Annotated in this window: 20 protein-coding genes; 18 read left to right on the top strand and 2 right to left on the bottom strand. The window is 66.4% G+C overall.

Translation table 11 applies throughout. The annotated features are described in order from the left end of the window. Positions 1 to 26 precede the first annotated feature (26 nt). The 10 genes from rplU (at position 27) to CQ040_RS06335 (ending at position 7,386) form a co-directional block, all read left to right on the top strand. Positions 27 to 335 (top strand): 50S ribosomal protein L21, encoded by a 309-nt coding sequence (rplU, locus tag CQ040_RS06290; RefSeq protein WP_028501602.1) that lies wholly within the window; start codon positions 27 to 29, stop codon positions 333 to 335. An 18-nt stretch (positions 336 to 353) separates the two neighbouring features. After that, positions 354 to 611: a 50S ribosomal protein L27 gene (gene rpmA / locus CQ040_RS06295; RefSeq protein WP_028501603.1), complete on the top strand. Its 258-nt coding sequence runs from the start codon at positions 354 to 356 to the stop codon at positions 609 to 611. Positions 612 to 711: 100 nt separating this feature from the next. Then, entirely contained in the window at positions 712 to 2,211 is a 1,500-nt protein-coding gene (gene obgE, locus CQ040_RS06300) for a GTPase ObgE (protein WP_105525788.1), read from the top strand. Continuing rightward, the gene (proB, locus tag CQ040_RS06305) at positions 2,208 to 2,993 is read left to right on the top strand and encodes a glutamate 5-kinase (RefSeq protein WP_028501605.1); all 786 of its coding nucleotides are present in this window, start codon (positions 2,208 to 2,210) and stop codon (positions 2,991 to 2,993) included. The genes obgE and proB overlap by 4 nt, the downstream gene beginning before the upstream one ends. Before the next feature lie 9 nt (positions 2,994 to 3,002). Continuing rightward, entirely contained in the window at positions 3,003 to 4,256 is a 1,254-nt protein-coding gene (locus CQ040_RS06310) for a glutamate-5-semialdehyde dehydrogenase (RefSeq protein WP_105525789.1), read from the top strand. Positions 4,257 to 4,321: 65 nt separating this feature from the next. Further along, positions 4,322 to 4,546, top strand: a complete 225-nt coding sequence (locus tag CQ040_RS06315) for a hypothetical protein (protein ID WP_105525790.1) — start codon at positions 4,322 to 4,324, stop codon at positions 4,544 to 4,546. Positions 4,547 to 4,552: 6 nt separating this feature from the next. Beyond that, positions 4,553 to 5,158 carry a nicotinate-nucleotide adenylyltransferase gene (gene nadD / locus CQ040_RS06320; RefSeq protein ID WP_105525791.1) on the top strand — a complete coding sequence of 202 codons (606 nt, stop codon included), beginning with the start codon at positions 4,553 to 4,555 and terminating at the stop codon, positions 5,156 to 5,158. After that, positions 5,155 to 6,315: a hypothetical protein gene (locus CQ040_RS06325; protein ID WP_105525792.1), complete on the top strand. Its 1,161-nt coding sequence runs from the start codon at positions 5,155 to 5,157 to the stop codon at positions 6,313 to 6,315. The genes nadD and CQ040_RS06325 overlap by 4 nt, the downstream gene beginning before the upstream one ends. Further along, a complete protein-coding gene (rsfS, locus tag CQ040_RS06330; protein ID WP_028501610.1) occupies positions 6,315 to 6,695 on the top strand; it encodes a ribosome silencing factor in 381 nt (126 codons plus the stop codon). Before CQ040_RS06325 ends, rsfS begins: the two co-directional genes overlap by 1 nt. A gap of 1 nt (position 6,696) precedes the next feature. Next, on the top strand, positions 6,697 to 7,386 hold the full coding sequence (locus tag CQ040_RS06335; protein ID WP_028501611.1) for an SDR family oxidoreductase: 690 nt from the start codon (positions 6,697 to 6,699) through the stop codon (positions 7,384 to 7,386). Positions 7,387 to 7,412: 26 nt separating this feature from the next. Here CQ040_RS06335 and CQ040_RS06340 read toward each other — a convergent pair whose 3' ends face one another. Beyond that, on the bottom strand, positions 7,413 to 9,068 hold the full coding sequence (locus CQ040_RS06340) for an ABC transporter ATP-binding protein (protein ID WP_105525793.1): 1,656 nt from the start codon (positions 9,066 to 9,068) through the stop codon (positions 7,413 to 7,415). A 170-nt stretch (positions 9,069 to 9,238) separates the two neighbouring features. Here CQ040_RS06340 and CQ040_RS06345 point away from each other — a divergent pair, with 170 nt between their 5' ends. From CQ040_RS06345 to CQ040_RS06380, 8 genes are all read left to right on the top strand, one after another. After that, the gene (locus CQ040_RS06345) at positions 9,239 to 10,444 is read left to right on the top strand and encodes a dipeptidase (RefSeq protein WP_028501612.1); all 1,206 of its coding nucleotides are present in this window, start codon (positions 9,239 to 9,241) and stop codon (positions 10,442 to 10,444) included. Beyond that, entirely contained in the window at positions 10,444 to 12,063 is a 1,620-nt protein-coding gene (locus CQ040_RS06350; protein WP_105525794.1) for an ABC transporter substrate-binding protein, read from the top strand. The genes CQ040_RS06345 and CQ040_RS06350 overlap by 1 nt, the downstream gene beginning before the upstream one ends. A gap of 33 nt (positions 12,064 to 12,096) precedes the next feature. Beyond that, positions 12,097 to 13,059 (top strand): ABC transporter permease, encoded by a 963-nt coding sequence (locus CQ040_RS06355; protein ID WP_028501614.1) that lies wholly within the window; start codon positions 12,097 to 12,099, stop codon positions 13,057 to 13,059. Further along, a complete protein-coding gene (locus tag CQ040_RS06360; RefSeq protein WP_181156712.1) occupies positions 13,056 to 13,955 on the top strand; it encodes an ABC transporter permease in 900 nt (299 codons plus the stop codon). Before CQ040_RS06355 ends, CQ040_RS06360 begins: the two co-directional genes overlap by 4 nt. Positions 13,956 to 13,964: 9 nt before the next feature. Then, entirely contained in the window at positions 13,965 to 15,143 is a 1,179-nt protein-coding gene (locus CQ040_RS06365) for a Xaa-Pro peptidase family protein (protein ID WP_105525795.1), read from the top strand. A 31-nt stretch (positions 15,144 to 15,174) separates the two neighbouring features. After that, on the top strand, positions 15,175 to 16,074 hold the full coding sequence (locus tag CQ040_RS06370; RefSeq protein ID WP_105525796.1) for an alpha/beta fold hydrolase: 900 nt from the start codon (positions 15,175 to 15,177) through the stop codon (positions 16,072 to 16,074). 23 nt (positions 16,075 to 16,097) lie between these two features. Continuing rightward, positions 16,098 to 17,105, top strand: coding sequence for an Lrp/AsnC family transcriptional regulator (locus CQ040_RS06375; protein WP_258131170.1), 1,008 nt, complete (start codon positions 16,098 to 16,100; stop codon positions 17,103 to 17,105). Positions 17,106 to 17,210: 105 nt separating this feature from the next. Then, complete coding sequence (locus CQ040_RS06380; RefSeq protein WP_105525797.1) at positions 17,211 to 17,495, top strand: hypothetical protein; 285 nt, start codon at positions 17,211 to 17,213, stop codon at positions 17,493 to 17,495. Between the two features lie 86 nt (positions 17,496 to 17,581). On the opposite strand, the gene CQ040_RS06385 is transcribed toward CQ040_RS06380, so the two are convergent. After that, positions 17,582 to 18,214 (bottom strand): CueP family metal-binding protein, encoded by a 633-nt coding sequence (locus tag CQ040_RS06385; RefSeq protein ID WP_258131171.1) that lies wholly within the window; start codon positions 18,212 to 18,214, stop codon positions 17,582 to 17,584. Positions 18,215 to 18,244: the final 30 nt, after the last annotated feature.

Raw genomic sequence — 18,244 nt, forward strand, 5'->3', positions numbered from 1 at the left:
GAGCTCCCCAACGAAACAGGTATGAAGTGGTTTACGCAGTAGTGCGCGCCGGTGGGCGGCAGGAGAAGGTCGAGGTCGGCACGATCGTTCAGCTCGACCGTGTCAAGGCTGCCCAGGGCGAGAAGATCGAGCTGGCCGCAGTGCTGCTCGTCGACGGCGCCACGGTGACCACCGACGCTGACTCGCTGGCGAAGGTCAAGGTCACGGCTGAGGTCATCGGCAACCTCCGCGGCCCGAAGATCATCATCCAGAAGTACAAGAACAAGACCGGTTACAAGAAGCGCCAGGGCCACCGTCAGGAGCTCACGCGCGTCAAGATCACCGGCATCAAGTAAGCCCGAGGGGACTAGGACATGGCACATAAAAAGGGCGCAAGCTCAACCCGTAACGGTCGTGACTCCAACGCTCAGCGCCTCGGCGTGAAGCGCTTCGGCGGTCAGCAGGTCCTCGCAGGCGAGATCATCGTCCGCCAGCGCGGCACGCACTTCCACCCCGGCGTCAACGTCGGCCGTGGCGGCGACGACACGCTGTTCGCTCTGGCCGCCGGTGCGGTCCAGTTCGGCGCGAAGGGCGGCCGCAAGGTCGTCAACATCGTCGCTGCAGCTGAGTGATCTCAGCACGACACTAGTCATCCGGTTCGGGGCGGGCTTCGGCTCGCCCCGTCCGTGTATCTGCACACCGTCATAAACAGGAACCCAGGGGAACCCGCACATGGTCACGTTCGTCGACACCGTCACACTGCACTTGCGTGCGGGTAAGGGCGGCGGCGGCTGCGTCTCCGTGCACCGCGAGAAGTTCAAGCCCCTCGGCGGCCCCGACGGAGGAAACGGCGGCGACGGCGGCGACGTCGTGCTGGTCGCCGACCCGCAGACGGGCACGCTGCTCTCGTACCACCACTCGCCGCACCGTTCCTCCGGCAACGGCGGCCCCGGCATGGGCGACCACCGCTCCGGTTTCCTCGGCGAGACGCTCGAGCTCCTCGTTCCGGTGGGCACCGTCGTGAAGAACACCGCGGGTGAAGTCCTCATCGACATGATCATCCCCGGCGAGCGGTTCGTCGTCGCCAAGGGCGGCATGGGCGGGCTCGGCAACGCGGCTCTCGCCACCCCTAAGCGCAAGGCTCCGGGCTTCGCTCTGCTGGGTACGCCGGGGTACGAGGGCGACGTCGTCCTCGAGCTCAAGACCGTCGCCGACATCGCCCTCGTCGGCTACCCGTCCGCGGGCAAGTCGAGCCTGATCGGTGCGATCTCCGCCGCTCGACCCAAGATCGCCGAGTATCCGTTCACGACCCTCCACCCGAACCTCGGTGTGGTGCAGGTCGGCGACTTCCGGTACACGGTCGCCGACGTGCCAGGCCTCATCGAAGGCGCGAGCGAAGGACGAGGACTCGGACTCGAGTTCCTCCGTCACGTCGAGCGCTGCTCGGCGCTGCTGCACGTGCTCGACTGTGCGACTCTCGAGCCCGGGCGCGACCCGATCTCCGACCTCGACGTCATCCTCGCCGAGCTGGGGGCCTACGAGGTGCCAGAGGGACAGACTCCGCTGCTCGAGCGCCCGCAGTTCATCGCCCTGAACAAGATCGATGTGCCCGAGGCGCGCGATCTGGCCGAGCTGGTGCGCCCCGACCTCGAAGCCCGCGGGTTCCGCGTGTTCGAGATCTCCACGGTCTCGCACGAGGGCCTTCGTCCGCTCACGTTCGCGCTGGGTGAGCTCGTCGAGAACGCCCGCGCCGAAGCTGCGCTCGAGGCGCCGCCCGAGCGGGTCGTCATCCGTCCGCGTGGCAACAAGAAGGGCTTCACCATCCGCGTCGAGGGTGGTACCTACGGCAACGTCTACCGGATCATGGGTGAGAAGCCGGTGCGCTGGGTTCAGCAGACCGACTTCCAGAACGAAGAGGCCGTGGGCTACCTCGCGGATCGACTCGAGAAGCTCGGTGTCGAGGATGAGCTCTTCCGCCTCGGCGCTGTTCAGGGCTCGACGGTCGTGATCGGCGAGGGCGACAGCATCGTCTTCGACTGGGAGCCGACCATGACCTCGGCGGCCGAGCTCATGAGCGCGCCCCGTGGAACCGACCCCCGTCTGGCACCGAATGCGCGCCGGACGACCTCGGAGCGACGAGAGCAGTACTACGAGCGCATGGACGCCAAGGCCGAGGCTCGCGCCGAGGTGGAGACTCAGCGTCTCGCTGCATATCGCGAGGACGGCGAGTGACAGCACGCACCCGTGCGGATCTCGCCACAGCGGCCCGAATCGTCGTGAAGGTCGGATCCTCCTCGATCAGCGGAGAGTCGTCCTGGCGGATCCCTCTCATCGTCGAGGCTCTGGCTGCAGCGCATGCACGCGGGGCCGAGGTCGTGCTGGTGTCGTCGGGTGCGATCGCCTCCGGAATCCCGTTCCTGCGACTGGACGCCCGTCCGACCGACCTCGCGACCCAGCAGGCAGCGGCAGCGGTGGGGCAGAACATCCTGATGTACCGCTACCAGGAGTCGCTGCGTCCCTTCGACATCGTCGCCGGTCAGGTGCTGCTCACGACCGGTGACCTGGAGAACCCGACGTCGCGCTCCAACGCCCGTCGCGCGATGGAGCGGCTGCTCGGGTTGCGAACCCTGCCGATCGTCAACGAGAACGACACGGTCGCGACGCAGGAGATCCGCTTCGGAGACAACGACCGGCTCGGCGCCCTGGTCGCCCAACTGATCGAGGCCGACGCGCTCATCCTGCTCAGTGACATCGAGTCGCTGTACACGAAGCCCCCGACTGATCCCGGAGCCGAGCCGATCGACATCGTCGCGCCCGACGCCGACCTCACCGGCCTCGAGTTCGGGGCGACGGTCGTCAACAGCGTCGGTACCGGCGGAGCGGCTACCAAGGTCTCTGCGGCACGCCTTGCCGCAGCCTCCGGCATCGGCGTCCTGGTCACGAGCGCCGACCTGGTCGATCAGGCTCTCGCCGGCGCTGAAATAGGAACCTGGTTCGAGCCGGCCACCTCATAAACTGGGCGGATGACCGACCAGACTCCGCAGGTGCGCCTGGAGCGTGCCAAAGAGGCCTCCCGTGCCACCGCCGCGCTCACGAGCGATGACAAGGCCCGGGTGCTCGAGGCGATCGCCGTCGCCCTTCTCGACGCCGCGCCGCGCATCATCGAGGCGAACGGTCGTGACATCGCCCGTGGACGCGAGGACGGCATCGGGGACTCTCTCATCGACCGGTTGCGGCTCGATGACAGGCGCGTGGGCGCTCTGGCAACCGCGGTGCGCGAGGTCGCAGCTCTCGCGGATCCGGTGGGCCGCGTGGTCGGCGGGCATCGGATGCCCAATGGCGTGGCCCTCGAGCAGGTTCGGGTGCCGTTCGGCGTGGTGGGTGCGATCTATGAGGCGCGCCCGAACGTGACCGTCGACATCGCCGCACTCGCGTTGCGATCGGGCAACGCCGTGGTGCTGCGTGGCGGGAGCGCCGCTCGCGAGTCCAACACCGTCCTCGTCGACGTCATGCGCAGTGCGGTCGAGAGCGCCGGTCTGACGGCAGAGGCAATCCAGACCGTGGACGACTTCGGGCGTGAGGGCGCGAAGGCCCTCATGCACGGTCGGGGCCTCATCGATGTCCTCGTGCCGCGCGGGAGTGCGGGTCTCATCGAGACCGTCGTGACGGAGTCGACCGTTCCCGTCATCGAGACCGGAGCGGGCAACGTCCACATCTTCCTCGACGAGACCGCCCCCGACGACTGGGCGCGCGACATCGTCGTGAACGCCAAGGTGCAGCGTCCGAGCGTCTGCAACGCCGTGGAGACCGTGCTGGTGCACCGTCAGGCGGCGCCGCGCCTCGTTCCTCTGGTCGCCAGCGCGCTCCAGAGCGAGGGCGTCGCGATCCATGGCGACGACATGGTCGTCGGGCTCATGTCGAACGTGATCCCGGCCACCGAGGAGGACTGGGAGACCGAATACCTGAGCCTCGACATCGCGTTCAAGGTTGTGGAGTCACTCGACGAAGCACTCGACCACATCCGTAGATACAGCACGGGTCACACCGAGTCCATCATCACGACCGACTCGCGCAACGCCGAGCGCTTCCTCGCCGAGGTGGATTCCGCCGTCGTGATGGTGAACACCTCCACGCGCTTCACCGATGGCGGCGAGTTCGGATTCGGGGCGGAGGTCGGCATCTCGACCCAGAAGCTGCATGCACGAGGACCGATGGGCCTGTCCGAGCTGACCAGCACGAAGTGGCTCGCGCGTGGGGCGGGGCAGACCCGCGGCTGAGCGCTAGACTGGGGGACGCTGTACCTCGCAGGATCCCGAACAGCACGCCACGAAACGGAGTCAGGATGAACCTCGTCGCACAGATCGCGATGGCCGCTGCCGAAACCGAGCACCACGGCAACGTCGCGCTCGAAACGGTGATCTTCGGAGTCATCGCGGCGATCGTCTTCGCATTCCTCGGGCTGGTCACGTTCTCCTACAAGAACGTCGCCAACCGTCACTCGGCCAAGGCCGAGGCATGGGCCGCGAAGCACGGCAAGGACGGCCACGAGGCAGGACACGGCCACTAGGCCCCCATGAACGATGCTGCGACCCCGCGCCCCCCGCGCATCGGCGTGATGGGCGGAACGTTCGACCCCATCCACCACGGCCACCTGGTCGCAGCCAGCGAGGTCGCCAACTCGTTCGATCTCGACGAGGTCGTGTTCGTGCCCACCGGTCATCCGTGGCAGAAATCGGGCGTCTCCCCGAGTGAGCACCGCTATCTGATGACCGTGATCGCGACGGCTTCGAACCCGCAGTTCACGGTGAGCCGCGTCGACATCAACCGCGAGGGCCCGACTTACACGATCGACACGCTGCGTGATCTGAAGCGGGATCGACCGGATGCTGAACTCTTCTTCATCACCGGAGCGGATGCCGTAGCGCAAATTCTCAGTTGGAGGGACCATGATGAGTTGTGGGAGTTGGCCCACTTCGTCGCGGTCTCTCGCCCTGGACATGTCCTGAGCACAGACGGCCTCCCGAGCGACAACGTCAGCCAACTGGAAGTGCCGGCACTGTCGATCTCGTCGACGGTCTGCCGTGAACGCGTTCGCGACGATCAGCCGGTCTGGTACCTGGTCCCTGATGGGGTCGTTCAGTACATCGCGAAGCATCATCTGTATCGGAGCAAGGCATGAGTACATCGGATCAGCAGGAGCAGGGTCCGCTGACGCGAAAGCAGCTGCGGGAGATCCGTCTGACGGGTTCCACCCCGGTCATCTCCAGCGAGGAGGCCGCTGCGGCGGCTGAAGCGGCGCCACCGGCGCCGCCGTTGCCGCGTGCCGTCGAACCTGCCGCCCCCGTCGAGGTCGCGTCCGAGTCCACGGCGGTCGTCGATGACGATCAGGGCGACACTCCGCTGACCCGGCGTCAGGCCCGTGAGCTGGAGAAGGTCCGGACCGCATCCGTGCCTGTCATCGGCGCGGATGATGCCGACGAGACTGAGCAGTCGGTCGAAGCCCGGAGTGAGGCTGACCCCGTCGCGCCCGATTCAGGTACGCAGACGGAGATCGTGTCGGGCGTCCCGAACTTCACCGCGAACGAAGAGCCGGGCGATGCCGACGATGACGATGTGGATGACGAGGTCTCCGTGGCTCCGGTCCGCGCGTCGGGCGTCGCCGAATCGGTGGGTGTCGTCCCACTGGAGGTTGTCGAGGAGCCCGTCGAAGACGCCGAAGGCGAAGACGACGTCGAGTCGGCTCTCGGCATCTCCACCGAGGCCGAAGACGGAGCTGTCGACGACGTGCTCGCCGACGTCGACGATGATGACGATGACATCGCCGAGGTGCGGCCCACGGTCAATCCGGCCTTCGGCGAGGGGATCCTCTCGGATGCTCCCGAAGAGCACGCGCCTTTCCGTCCGTCGTTCGACGAACTCCTCACGGTGGGTGACTCCACCGGTTCGCAGCACTCCGCACCGAACGCACTGATCTTCACCCCGTCTCCGGGGGAGGGGTCGCTCTCGGGCCCCGTCGCATCCACCGGCGAGATTCTCGTCACCGGGTCATACGAACTGCCGCAGGGCATGGGCTCCCAGGGCCATGCATTCGGCACGACCGACGGCAAAGACGTCGACGCCGTTCTCATCGACGGCGAGCTGCCTCCTTCCTCGTCGCCCACGCCGATCGCCGCGAGCTCGGCGGTCAGCACCATCAAGCCCGCGGGTGAGGTCATCCGACCTCCTGCCCCCGAGAAGGGGAACCGCCTCATGGTGACCCTCGCCATCATCGCCGGCGGACTCGCCCTCGCGATCGGCGTCGTTCTCGTCATCGCCTTCACCACGAAACTGATTTGATGCAATCTCCTGAAACAGCCGAAGAGATGCTGCGCCTCGCAGCACAAGCCGCCATCGACAAGGGCGGTGAGGACCTCGTCGCGCTCAACGTCTCCGAGCCCCTCCCGCTCGTCGACATCTTCCTGCTCGTCACGGGAAACAGCGAGCGCAACGTCGCCGCTATCGCCGACGAGATCGAGGACCGACTGATCGAGTCGGGGCACAAGCGTGTTCGCCGTGAAGGACGTGCGGAAGCACGCTGGGTCCTGCTCGACTTCGGCGACCTGATCGTGCACGTCTTCCACCAGGAGGAGCGCGTGTACTACGGGCTCGAGCGCCTGTGGAAGGACTGCCCCGTCGTGCCGATCGACGTGGTCGAGCCTGCCGCAGACCCCAGCTGATATGCCGACGCACCTGATCACCGGTGCGGGTTCCGGCATCGGCGCGGTTCTCTCGCGTCGCCTGCTGGATCGCGGCGATCACGTCGTGGCTTTGGCTCGCGACGCCGGGCGTGCCAGGCAGATCGCAGCGGAGCTCCCCGGTGCTTCGGTGTTGGTCGGAGATCTCGCTCAGCCAGGACGCCTGTCATGGGCGCTGTCGAAGCAGCATCTGCCCGATCGTATCGACGCGCTCGTGCACGTCGCCGGCGTCGTCGACCTCGGCGATGTGGCGGATCTGGCTCCTGCGCTCTGGGAGCAGCAGCTCGCGGTGAACCTCATCGCTCCGGCCGAGCTCACCAGACTTCTTCTTCCTGTCCTGCGCGTATCGCAGGGCCAGGTCGTCTTCGTGAACTCGGGTGCCGGCCTACGTGCCAACGCCGGGTGGTCCGCCTACGCGGCGTCGAAGCACGGGCTCCGTGCCCTCGCCGATGCGCTGCGGGCGGAGGAGGCGCAGCACGGTGTGCGGGTGACGTCGATCTATCCCGGGCGCACGGCCACTCCGATGCAGGAGCGCGTGCACCAGCAGGAGGGGCAGGATTACGACGCCGGGCGTTTCATCACTCCCGACGCCGTCGTCACGACCATCCTCACCGCCCTCGATCTTCCGCGCGACGCGGAGATCACCGACCTCACGGTGCGGCCGGGCCGCTGATTCGGCGCGTCGGTCGCGGCCGGGGCTCAGGCCGTCAGCCGGGTTCGGCGCTCCAGCATGCCCCGTTCTGCTCGGGTCTGGGGCGGGATCGCCGACAGCAGCGACCGGGTGTACGGGTGCTCGGGGTGGCGGTAGACGTCTTCGGTCTTCCCGATCTCGACCATGTTCCCCAGGTACATCACCGCCACACGATCGGCGATGTGGCGCACGAGCGACAGATCATGCGCGATGAACACGATCGACATGCCCAGTCGTTCGCGCAGCTCGCACAGCAGGTCGATGATCTGGGCCCGGATCGACACGTCCAGCGCTGACACCGGCTCGTCGCACACGAGGACGTCGGGGTCGAGCGCGAGGGCCCTCGCGATGCCGATCCGCTGACGCTGGCCGCCGGAGAACTGGTGGGGGAAGCGCGAGCCCATCTCGGGGGTGAGCCCGACGAGTTCGAGCAGCTCTGCGACACGTCGGCGCCGGGACACCGGGCTTCCGGTGTGCGTCGCGGCGAGGGGTTCAGCGATGATCTGCTGGACGGTCATCCGCGGGTTCAACGACATGTACGGATCTTGGAACACCATCTGTACTCCGCGGCGAAGGATCTTCCGATCGCGGAGGCGTCCGCGCGTCACGTCCTGGTCGCGGTAGCGCAGGGTGCCGGCATCCGGTGAGTCGAGTCCCACCAGCATTCGCGCGAGTGTCGACTTGCCGCTGCCTGATTCGCCGACGATCGCCAGGATCTCTCCGTGTCGCAGCTCGAGGTCGACGCCGGCGACTGCGGCGACACGGTGCGCACGACGCCCGCTCCCGGATCGGAAGGTGCGCTCCAGGCCTCGTCCTTCCAGGATGGGAGCAGTACCGTCTTCGTCGGTGGCCGCGCTGACGTCACGCGGCATCGAGTGCAGCAGCTGGTTCGTGTACGGATGCTGCGGGTTCGTGAGCACCTCGTCGGCCGAACCGGACTCCACGATGAGGCCCGTGCGCATGACGGCGACCTGGTCGGCGACCTCCATCACGACGCCGAGGTCGTGGGTGATGAGCAGGATTCCCATACCGAGGCGCTCGCGCAGCGACAGCAGCAGATCGAGGATCTGCGCCTGCACCGTCACATCGAGCGCGGTCGTCGGTTCATCCGCGATGATGAGATCAGGATCCAGTGCGATCGCCATGGCGATCAGGATGCGCTGGCGCTGACCGCCGGAGAACTGGTGCGGATAGTCGTGCACACGCTTGTCGGGGGTGGGGATACCGACGAGGGTCAGCAGCTCGACCGCGCGCGCCTGTGCGGCGCGGCGGCCGATGCTGCGATGTGCGCGGATGAGGTCGATGATCTGGTCGCCGATGCTGAGGACCGGGTTCAAAGCGGAGAGGGCATCCTGCATGACCAGACTGACTCGCACGCCACGCAGGCGGCGGTGCTGTTCCGGCGTGAGGGAGAGGAGGTCGGTTCCGCCCAGTGTCAGGGCTGTCGCTTCGACGTCGCCGTTGTCGATGAGACCCATGATCGCGCGGGCGGTCATCGATTTGCCGGAGCCCGACTCGCCGAGCAGCGCGAACACCTCACCGCGCCGCACGGCGATGTCGATGCCGTCGACGACGCGATTGCGGCGGCCATCGCCGGTGAGGGTGACGGTGAGGCCCTTGACGTCCAGGACCACGGCGTTCTGGGGGGCGGATGTGTTCTCCATGGATCACATCATGCCAGCTTCCACGTTCTGAATTGTTTCGAACAGGAAACATTTCAGCCGAAGATAATCACAACAGTTGACATCTGCGCCGAATTCCTCCAGATTCGAGGAAACTCCCGCTCGTTGACCGGGAGTGGTACCCCGCATCATCGAACCGAAGGAGCGCATCCGTGCTCGAACAAGCTGGCCGGTACTCCGGCTACACCGCGTACGACTACCTGGAAGCCGGCAAGGACTACCGCGAATTCCGCTACGCCAAGCAGATCGGCCGCGTGCCGGCCTACGATCTCGGTCTGAGCGACACGCAGCAGGAGCGCACCGAGCGTCTGCTCCGCGAAGAGACCGTCATCTCGCTGCACGAGCACGTGCAGGTGTTCCCCGAGGACATGGGCGAGCTCCGCGATCACATCCGTCAGGGTCGGGAACCCACCGGCTACCAGGGCCTCGCCCGTTCGGGTCTGACTGCCGTGTTCGACAACGGCATGGACGGCACCTGCTGCATCTCGAGCGACGCCGGGTGGAAGTACCAGGACGTCCTGTTTGACCTCGGTGTACGCATGGCCGACCTTGCCCACCAGGACTTCGTGATCAAGGCTGAGTCGATCAAGGACATCCGCCATGCGGCGGAGACCGGACGCGTCGCGCACATCTTCGCTCTCGAAGCCTCGACCATGATCGAGAACGAGGTCGACCGCCTCGACGTGCTGTACGGCTTCGGCGTCCGGCAGATGGGCATCGCCTACTCCGAGGCCAACATGCTCGGCGGCGGGCTCAAGGAGCGCGGCGACGGCGGGCTGACGTACTTCGGCGAGCGCGCGGTCGAGCGGATGAACAAGCTCGGCATCGCGATCGACATCTCGCACTCCGGTGACCAGACCTGTCTGGATGTGATCGCGCACTCGACCAAGCCGGTGTTCATCACGCACGCCGGTGCGCGTGGCCTGTGGCCGACGAACCGCATGAAGACGGACGAGACGATCATCGAATGCGCCAAGCGAGGCGGCGTGATCGGAATCGAGGCGGCCCCGCACACGACGATCTCGCCTCAGCACCCGAAGCACTCGCTCGATTCGGTCATGGATCACTTCCAGTACTGCGTCGACCTCGTCGGCCTGGAACACGTCAGTTTCGGCCCCGACACGCTGTTCGGCGACCATGTCGGCCTGCACGACGCGTTCTCGTCGAACCTGTCGCTCGGCCAGGCGCACGCCAACGTCGAGTACGAGAAGCAGCCGTATGTCGACGGCATCGAGAACCCGGCCGAGGCTTTCTACAACATCATCGGCTGGCTCGTGAAGAACGACTACTCCGACGACGAGATTCGCGCCGTCGTCGGTGGGAACACCATGCGCGTACTCGAGGAGGTCTGGGTCTGATGAAGTACAGCAAGTTCATCGCGCTCGGTGCGGCCGCGGCTCTCGCCGTCGGTCTCGCCGCCTGCGCCCCGTCTGCGCCGGAACCGGGGGAGTCCTCGGGCGCCACCGGACCGAGCGACGAGACGATCAGCATCGGCACCACGACGGATGTCGTGAACTTCAACCCCGTCCTCGGCAACAGCCGGACGGACTCGTGGATCACGAATCTGATGTATCCCCATCTGCTGAGCATCAGCGACGACGGCACCAAGGAAGCCCATGTGGCGACCGACTGGGGCTACGTCGATGACACCACCGGGTTCTACGAGATCCGCGACGATCTCACCTGGAGCGATGGCGAGCCGCTCACTGCGGAGGACGTGGCCTGGACGCTGAACGCGGTCAAGCGCGACCAGGCTCCCGGCACGTTCTACGGACAGTTGGGCAACCTCGACACCGCGACCGCTGTGTCGGACACCCGTGTCGAGCTCACGCTCACGCAGCCGGACTCGTCCATCATCGAGGAGATCGGCTTCTGGGGTGTCGTCGTGCCGAAGCACGTGTTCGAGCCGCAGGGTTCGATCGCGGAGTTCGCGAACGACGGCAGCGACGGCGGCTGGGTCGGAATGGGACCGTTCATCATGAGCGACTTCCAGGTCGGCCAGCACTACACGCTCAAGCGCGTCGACGAGTACCCGCTCGTCAAGGGCGGAGTCCCCGGCCCCGCCGAGGTCGTGTACCGCGTCTACCCGGACGTGAACACCGAGATCCTGGCGCTGCAGAGCGGCGAGATCGACGTGATCGCGAACGCCCTGCCACCCGCACAGGTGGAGCAGCTCGGCAACACCGACGGGCTGCAGGTCGTCGAGGCTCCGGGGCTCGGCTACGCGCATCTGGTCTACAACATGGACAAGCCCGACCTCGCCAAGACCGAGGTCCGGCAAGCGCTCGCTCAGGCGGTCGACTACGACGCGATCCGCACGGTCGTGCTGCAGGGGCAGGCCGTCTCGACCGGCTCCAGCGCGCTGATGCCGGTGCTCGCGAAGTACTACGACAAGTCGGTGAAGGAGTACGAGTTCGATCCCGAGAAGTCGCGTTCCCTGATGGAGAAGGCCGGCTACACCGCAGACGCCAGCGGGAACTTCCCCGTCTCGTTCCGGCTGATCTACTCGCTGCAGGACAGCGTGACGAGTCAGTGGGCTCAGATGGTCAAGGACAGCGCGGCCGAGGCCGGCATCACGATCGAGCTGCAGGGCACCGAGCGGAACACGTACCTCTCGATGACCAGCGAGGGCGACTACGACATCTATGCGGGCAACTTCGCCATCATGGACGACCCGGTGACGAACTTCGCCCTGTCGTACCTCCCCGGCGGGGCGATCAACTACACCCACGTGGACGACGCCGACCTGAACGCGCTGATCGAGGAGGGCATGGTCGCCTTCGATGAGGACGAGAAGATCTCGATCATGCGCGAGGCGAACAAGATCGTGCACGAGCAGGTCTACGACAACATCATGTACACGCAGAACCTGTTCTTCGCTGCCAGCGACGAATGGGCGGGCTTCATCTCGAAGCCGAGCGAGCTGCTCTCGATCGTGAACCCGCTTTCGCTCGCGAGCGCGCACCCGGTCAAGTAACAACAAACTGAAATCTCGAGGAAGGTCGCCCGGGTGTCCCGAGCATCGTTCATTCTCCGTCGCATAGGTAGAGGTCTGCTCACGATCTGGTTCGCCGTGACCGTGACGTTCCTGCTCCTGCGTCTGCTTCCCGGTGACCCGGCGCTCGCGCTGGCGAGCCCGAACATGACGGACGACATCCGGGCGACCATCCTCCAGCAGTACGGCCTCGATCAGCCGCTGATCATCCAGTACGGGCTCTACATGTGGCAGCTGTTGCAGGGCAATCTCGGCATCTCCTTCACGCAGTCGATCCCGGTCACCGACGTTCTCGTGCAGCGGCTGCCATGGACACTCCTGCTCACGATCACCGCGCTTGTGCTCACGATCCTCATCGGGGTGCCGCTGGGAGTCGCGGCCGCTTCGCACAAGGGGAAGTTCATCGACCGCGCGGTGCAGATCATCGGCGTGACGGGGCAGTCGCTGTTCGTCCCGAGTGTCGCGATCCTCCTCCTGTTCGTGTTCGGCTTGAACCTCGGCTGGTTCCCGATCGGCGGTGCGTACACCAACAACACCTACGGTTTCGAGTGGTATCTCAGCGTCGCTCAGCACCTGGTGCTCCCCGCTGTCTCGCTCATGCTGATCCAGGTCGGCTCCTATGTGCTCACGATGCGTTCGACCCTGATCGAGACGCTCGGTGAGGACTACATCCTCCTGGCGAAGGCGAACGGCATCCGCGGCAGCCGCATCCTCTGGAAGCACGCGCTGCGCAACGCCCTGCTGCCCACCACGACCCTGATCGGTCTGCAACTCGGCTTCCTGGTCGGCGGTGCCGTGCTCACAGAGACGGTGTTCGCCTACCCGGGCATCGGTCGCGGCATCTACGAGGCCGTCACGCAACTCGACTTCCCGGTGCTGCAGGGCGCCTTCCTCATGCTCGCCGCCACCGTCGTGGTCGCGAACACGATCACCGACATCATCTACGGCTACCTGGACCCGAGAGTGAAGACCTCATGACCGCTCCGATGCCCTCCTCAGAGACCCTCGCTCCGAGCGAGCCGACAGCCGCCGGAAGCGAGCGGGCGAGCGCGCACACCTGGCGTGCGTTCCGACGCGATCCGCTCGGGATGATCTCCCTGGGACTGCTGATCCTGCTCGTGATCGTCGCCCTCGCGGCTCCTCTGATCGCACCCTACCCGGCCAGCTACGGACCTGACGTGTTGCAGCCGCCGAGCGGCGACCACTGGTTCGGCACCGATGCGCTCGGCCGCGACGTCTTCTCCGAGGTGATCTGGGGAACACAGCAGAGTGTGCTCGTGGCGGTGGCTGCCTCGCTGATCGCGATCGTGTTCGGCACGATCATCGCGGTGCTCGGCGCCTACTTCCGCAGGCTCGACGGTTTCATCAGCGTGATCGTCGATATGACCCTCTCGCTGCCGGTGCTCCCGCTCATGATCCTGATCGCCGCGCTGGTGGGACCGAGCACCTCGACGATCATCTTCGTCGTCGCGGCGTTCTCCTGGCCGGAGGTGACCCGTCTCGTGCGTTCGCAGGCGCTGACAGTGGTAGGTCTGCCCTACGTCGACGCGTCGCGCCTGATGACCACGTCGCCGGTGTGGATCATCACGAGGCACGTGCTGCCTGCGGTGACACCCGTTGTCGTGGTCTCAGTGGTCGTGACGGCGTCGAGGGCCGTGCTGTCGGCTGCAGGGCTCGCCTTCCTCGGCCTCGGAGACCCGACCACCTGGTCGTGGGGCCGCATCCTCTATGAGGCGCAGCAGGCCGGCGCGATGGTGAGCGCCTGGTGGCTGACGCTCTTCCCCTCGATCGCGATCCTCATCCTGGTGCTCTCCGCCACGCTCCTCTCGATCGCCTACAACGACGCGCGCAACCCGCGTCACCTCGCTCGATAGGAGCATGTGATGACCGAGTTCGACCAGCGTCTCGCGCCGGAGTTCTTCGACCGCGTGCAGACGCGTGTGCGGGAGCGGATGGGTGAGGAGGGCTTCGACGCCTTCCTCACCGACCACCCCGAGGACATCGCGTACCTCACCGGCTTCTTCCACCACCCGTCCGAGCGCCCGGTGGCGATCTGGATCGAGGCGAACGGTCGGGTCGTGATGCTGCTGCCGGAACTCGAGCGCGAGTACGCGGATTCGCAGTCCTCCCGAGCCGAGCTCGTGGCGTTCTTCGAGTTCCCGGGGGTCGTCGCGCCGTTCGAGGTGTTGGCCCTGGCGGTCTCTCCTCGAGGCCGTGTCGGGTTCGCGGCGACGATGCCCTACTCACGCCTCTCGGCGGTACGACAGGCGATGCCCGATGCCGACCTCGTCGCCTCCGATCTGCTCACCCGTGCCCGCTACGTCAAGTTCCCCGAGGAGGTGGCGCTGCACCGCGAGGCGGCCCGTGTCACCGACCGGATGCTCGACGCCGGGGTGGCGCTGGTGGCTGACGCCGTCGCCGCTGGCGGAGAGCTCCCCACCGAGGCTGAGCTCGAGCGACACGTCACAGCGGCCGGCACCGGCATCATGTACGCCGAGCACCGCAACGTGGTCGTGGCTTCGCTGCTGGCCGGGGGACTGGTCTACTCGGGGGCGAACTCCGCTTTCCCGCACGGCCTTCCCTCGGTGAACCGCCTCAAGGCCGGAGACACCTTCATGCTCTCGCTGGGTTGCGCTGTCGGTGGTCGCTTCATCGAGGGGGAGCGGACCTTCGTCCTGGGCGAGGCCACGGCCGAGCAGCGGCGCTACCACGACACGATCCATGCGGCTCAGCTGCTCGGCCGCGAGACGATCCGCGCCGGACTCGAGTGCCGAGAGGTAAATCGTGTCTGCCTCGACGTGATTCGGGAGGCCGGGCTCGGCGAGTTCATCCGCCACCGCCAGGGGCACGGCATCGGTCTCGGCATGCACGAGGCGCCCTGGCTCGAAGACGGCGATCTGACAGTGCTGGAAGCCGGGATGGTCGTGTCGAACGAGCCCGGCATCTATGTGCCGGGACACGCCGGGTACCGCATCAGCGACAGCATGCTCGTGACCGCCGCCGGCGCCGAACCCCTGACCACCTTCCCCCGCAGCCTCGACGACTGCACCATCGCGCTCTGACGCCCCGGAATTCGAGAGAGAAGTAGAGAACATGACATCAACGCCGCCGGTATCCCCGGAGTTCGCCGCAGCCACCAGCGCCCACGAATGGGTCGAGATCAACGGGAATCACCTGGCCGTCGAGGTGCTGGGGCCTGAGGGCGCTCCCGTCATCATCACTCACCACGGAGCGCCGGGTCTGGGGTCGAGAGCCGAGCCTCGTGCGAGCTTCGGGCGCCTGGCCGATGAGTACCGCGTGGTCGTGTTCGACGCGCGCGGCAGCGGTGCGAGCGAGGGTGAGGGCACCTACAGCCATGAGCAGTGGGCCGCCGACATCGATGGTCTGCGCGAGTGGGTCGGCGCCGAGAAGATCGTGTTGGCCGGCGGCTCCTATGGCGGGTTCATGGCCATGGAGTACGCCTTGCGGTATCCGGATCGCGTGGCCGCGGTCGTGCTGCGAGACACCTCAGCCGACAACGGAAACGCGCATCTGGCGCGTGAGAATGCGCTCGCCTCCGACCGCGTGACGATCGACATGGAGAAGTTCGACCGCATCGATGTCGGCGAGGTCTACGACGATGAGGATCTCAAGGACTGCTGGCGCGAGATCCTGCCGCTGTACGACTTCGTCTACGACCCCGAGGCCACCGAGCGCAAGGTGCAGGCGACGCCGTACCGCTACCGCGCACACAACTACGCCTTCTCCGTCAACCTCCCCAACTACGACCTCAAGCCGCGGCTGCACGAGATCGGTGTGCCGACACTCATCACCGTGGGCCGGACGGACTGGATCACGCCAGTATCGTGTAGCCAGACGATCGCCGATCTCATCCCGGACTCCGAGATGGTGGTGTTCGAGAAATCGGGGCACTCCCCGCAGATCGAGGAGGCAGAGGCGTGGACCAAGACCGTGCGCACGTTCCTGCACCGGGTGTACCCGCCGACCCGATGAGCGGTGCCCATCCGACGAGGGAAGTGAGCGACCTCGATCGGCGGATCGTCGTCGCGTTGCAGCAAGACGGACGAGCGAGCTGGACGTCGATCGCCGAATTCGCCGGCGCCTCGGTATCGACCGTGACCCGCCGCGGGCAGCAGCTGCTGGCCGAGGGGCTGGTACGGGTCGGGATCGTGCCGACCCTGGGCAGCGAAGGACATGTGGAGACCTTCTTCGTGCGCATCAACTGCACGCCGGGGTCGCAGCTGCAGGTCGCGCAGGCGCTCATCGGCTCGCCGTACGTGCGCTTCGTGACGCTCGTCACCGGGAAGTTCGATGTGTTCGCCGAGGTCGTCATCCCCGGAGACTCGGCGACCTACGCGCATGTCCTCACCGACCTTCAGGCGATACCCGGTGTCGAGCGCTGGCGCAGCGATCTGGTCGTGCACACCTACAAAGTGAGCTTCGACTGGGGTCGCCAGCTCTACGACGCGCACGCCGAGGCCACCACCGACCCGAAGTCCTACATGCCGGCGCCGAACACGTGCGACCCGACCCACTTCGACGATGCCGACCGGGCGATCGTCGAGGAATTGCGTGACAACGGCCGTGCCTCGTTCCAGTCGATCGGCGACAAGCTCGACATGAACGAGAGCAGCGTGCGCCGTCGGTACGAGCGGATGCGCAACGCGGGGTGTCTGACGACCGTGACGATGGTGCCGGCATCGGCACTCGGGATGAGTGCGGAGACGCTGCTGATCCTCCGAGTCGAGCCCTCGCGGATCGCCGCAGTCGCCCAGACGCTCGCCCAGCACGTGTCGGTGCGGTTCCTCGCCGCGGCACTCGAGGAGAACTCGCTCTACTGCGAGATCATCCTCCCGACCACCGAGACTCTGCACGACTTCCTCACGGGGACGATCGCGCACCTCAAGGGAGTCAGGGGCTGGAATGCGGCGATGGAACTCGTGTTCATGAAGCGCGGCTTCATCGAGACGCCCTGGTGGCGCGTTCAGGTCGCGTCCGCCGGTGCCACGGATACCAGCTCTTAGCGCACCGGCCCGCCCAGGCATCGTGCAGGGATCGTGTCAAGGGGCTTCCCCAGCCGCCGCCCGTGCCGCATGCTCTCTCCAGAGAGAGTCCTGGAGGGCCCCCAGATGTCTGAACTTCCGGATCCGCGTTTCATGTTGAATCGCATCACGGCGTCGGAGTGGGTGATCAACGACCTTCGTTACTCACCCAACGATCCGCGACATGTGGTCGCATGCGTGTACGAGATGGCCGAGACCGAGGTCGAGGTGACGTGGCTGCGCGATCTGCCACTCGCGACCCGCTATGGAACAGTCTTCGAGGTGCTCGAAGACGTCGAGAGGATGCGCGGTGTGAGTCGGGCGACGCGACCCGTGTCGATCCCGCACCACCCGCCACTCCTTGCGACCTAGACCGCCCAGCTACTGTCGCCGCACGCAGAAGCGCACCCCTCGATCGTCGAGGTGGTGCGCTTCTGTGTCTTCGGTTGCGTGCGAACTCAGAGCAGCTGCAGGCTCGTGATGCAGGTCGGGTCGTCGGCCGCCATCGTGGAGACGGGAGCCCTTCCCGCGAGACCCTCGTGCTCGATCGTGAGCGTGGCCTCGATACCTCGGGCGACCCAGAGTCCGGTGAAACCGTTGTCGTAGGTGCGCCGGGTCTCATCGATCAGCACGGCTCCGTCGTCGGAGGTGAGGGTGATCCGGATCTCGGCGTCGGAGAGCTCACCGAGACAGGTGGTCAGACTGTGGAAATGGCACTCGTGAGTCTGATCTCGGAACGGCGCGACAGAGATGTAGACCTCGTCTTCCGGCATCGGCAAGCGGCTCTCCCCGCCACTCTCGTCCTTCAGCACGAGCGCGTCGGGCTGCACGGATGCGAGCAGACCGGAAGGGCGGTCGGCGACGGGCATGGTGTCGAGGCGCTCGATCACTTCGGCGACGTCGAGGCGATCCAGGTCATACGCCGCGAGGATATCCGGCGCGTTGGTGGACTGAGCGGCTCCGGTCGCTCCGGTGCCGGGTGCGGCGACGCAGCCGGCGAGGGCGACGCCGGTGGCCACCAGCGCGGCGAGGGCGGTGAACAGCTTCATTCGGTGCGGTGAGGCGGGGGAGGGGCGGGTGAGGTCGTTCATGGTGTGATCCTTCGAAAGCAGGTGGGCCGA

Source organism: Microbacterium sp. MYb54, from assembly GCF_002979515.1.
Classification (GTDB): domain Bacteria; phylum Actinomycetota; class Actinomycetes; order Actinomycetales; family Microbacteriaceae; genus Microbacterium.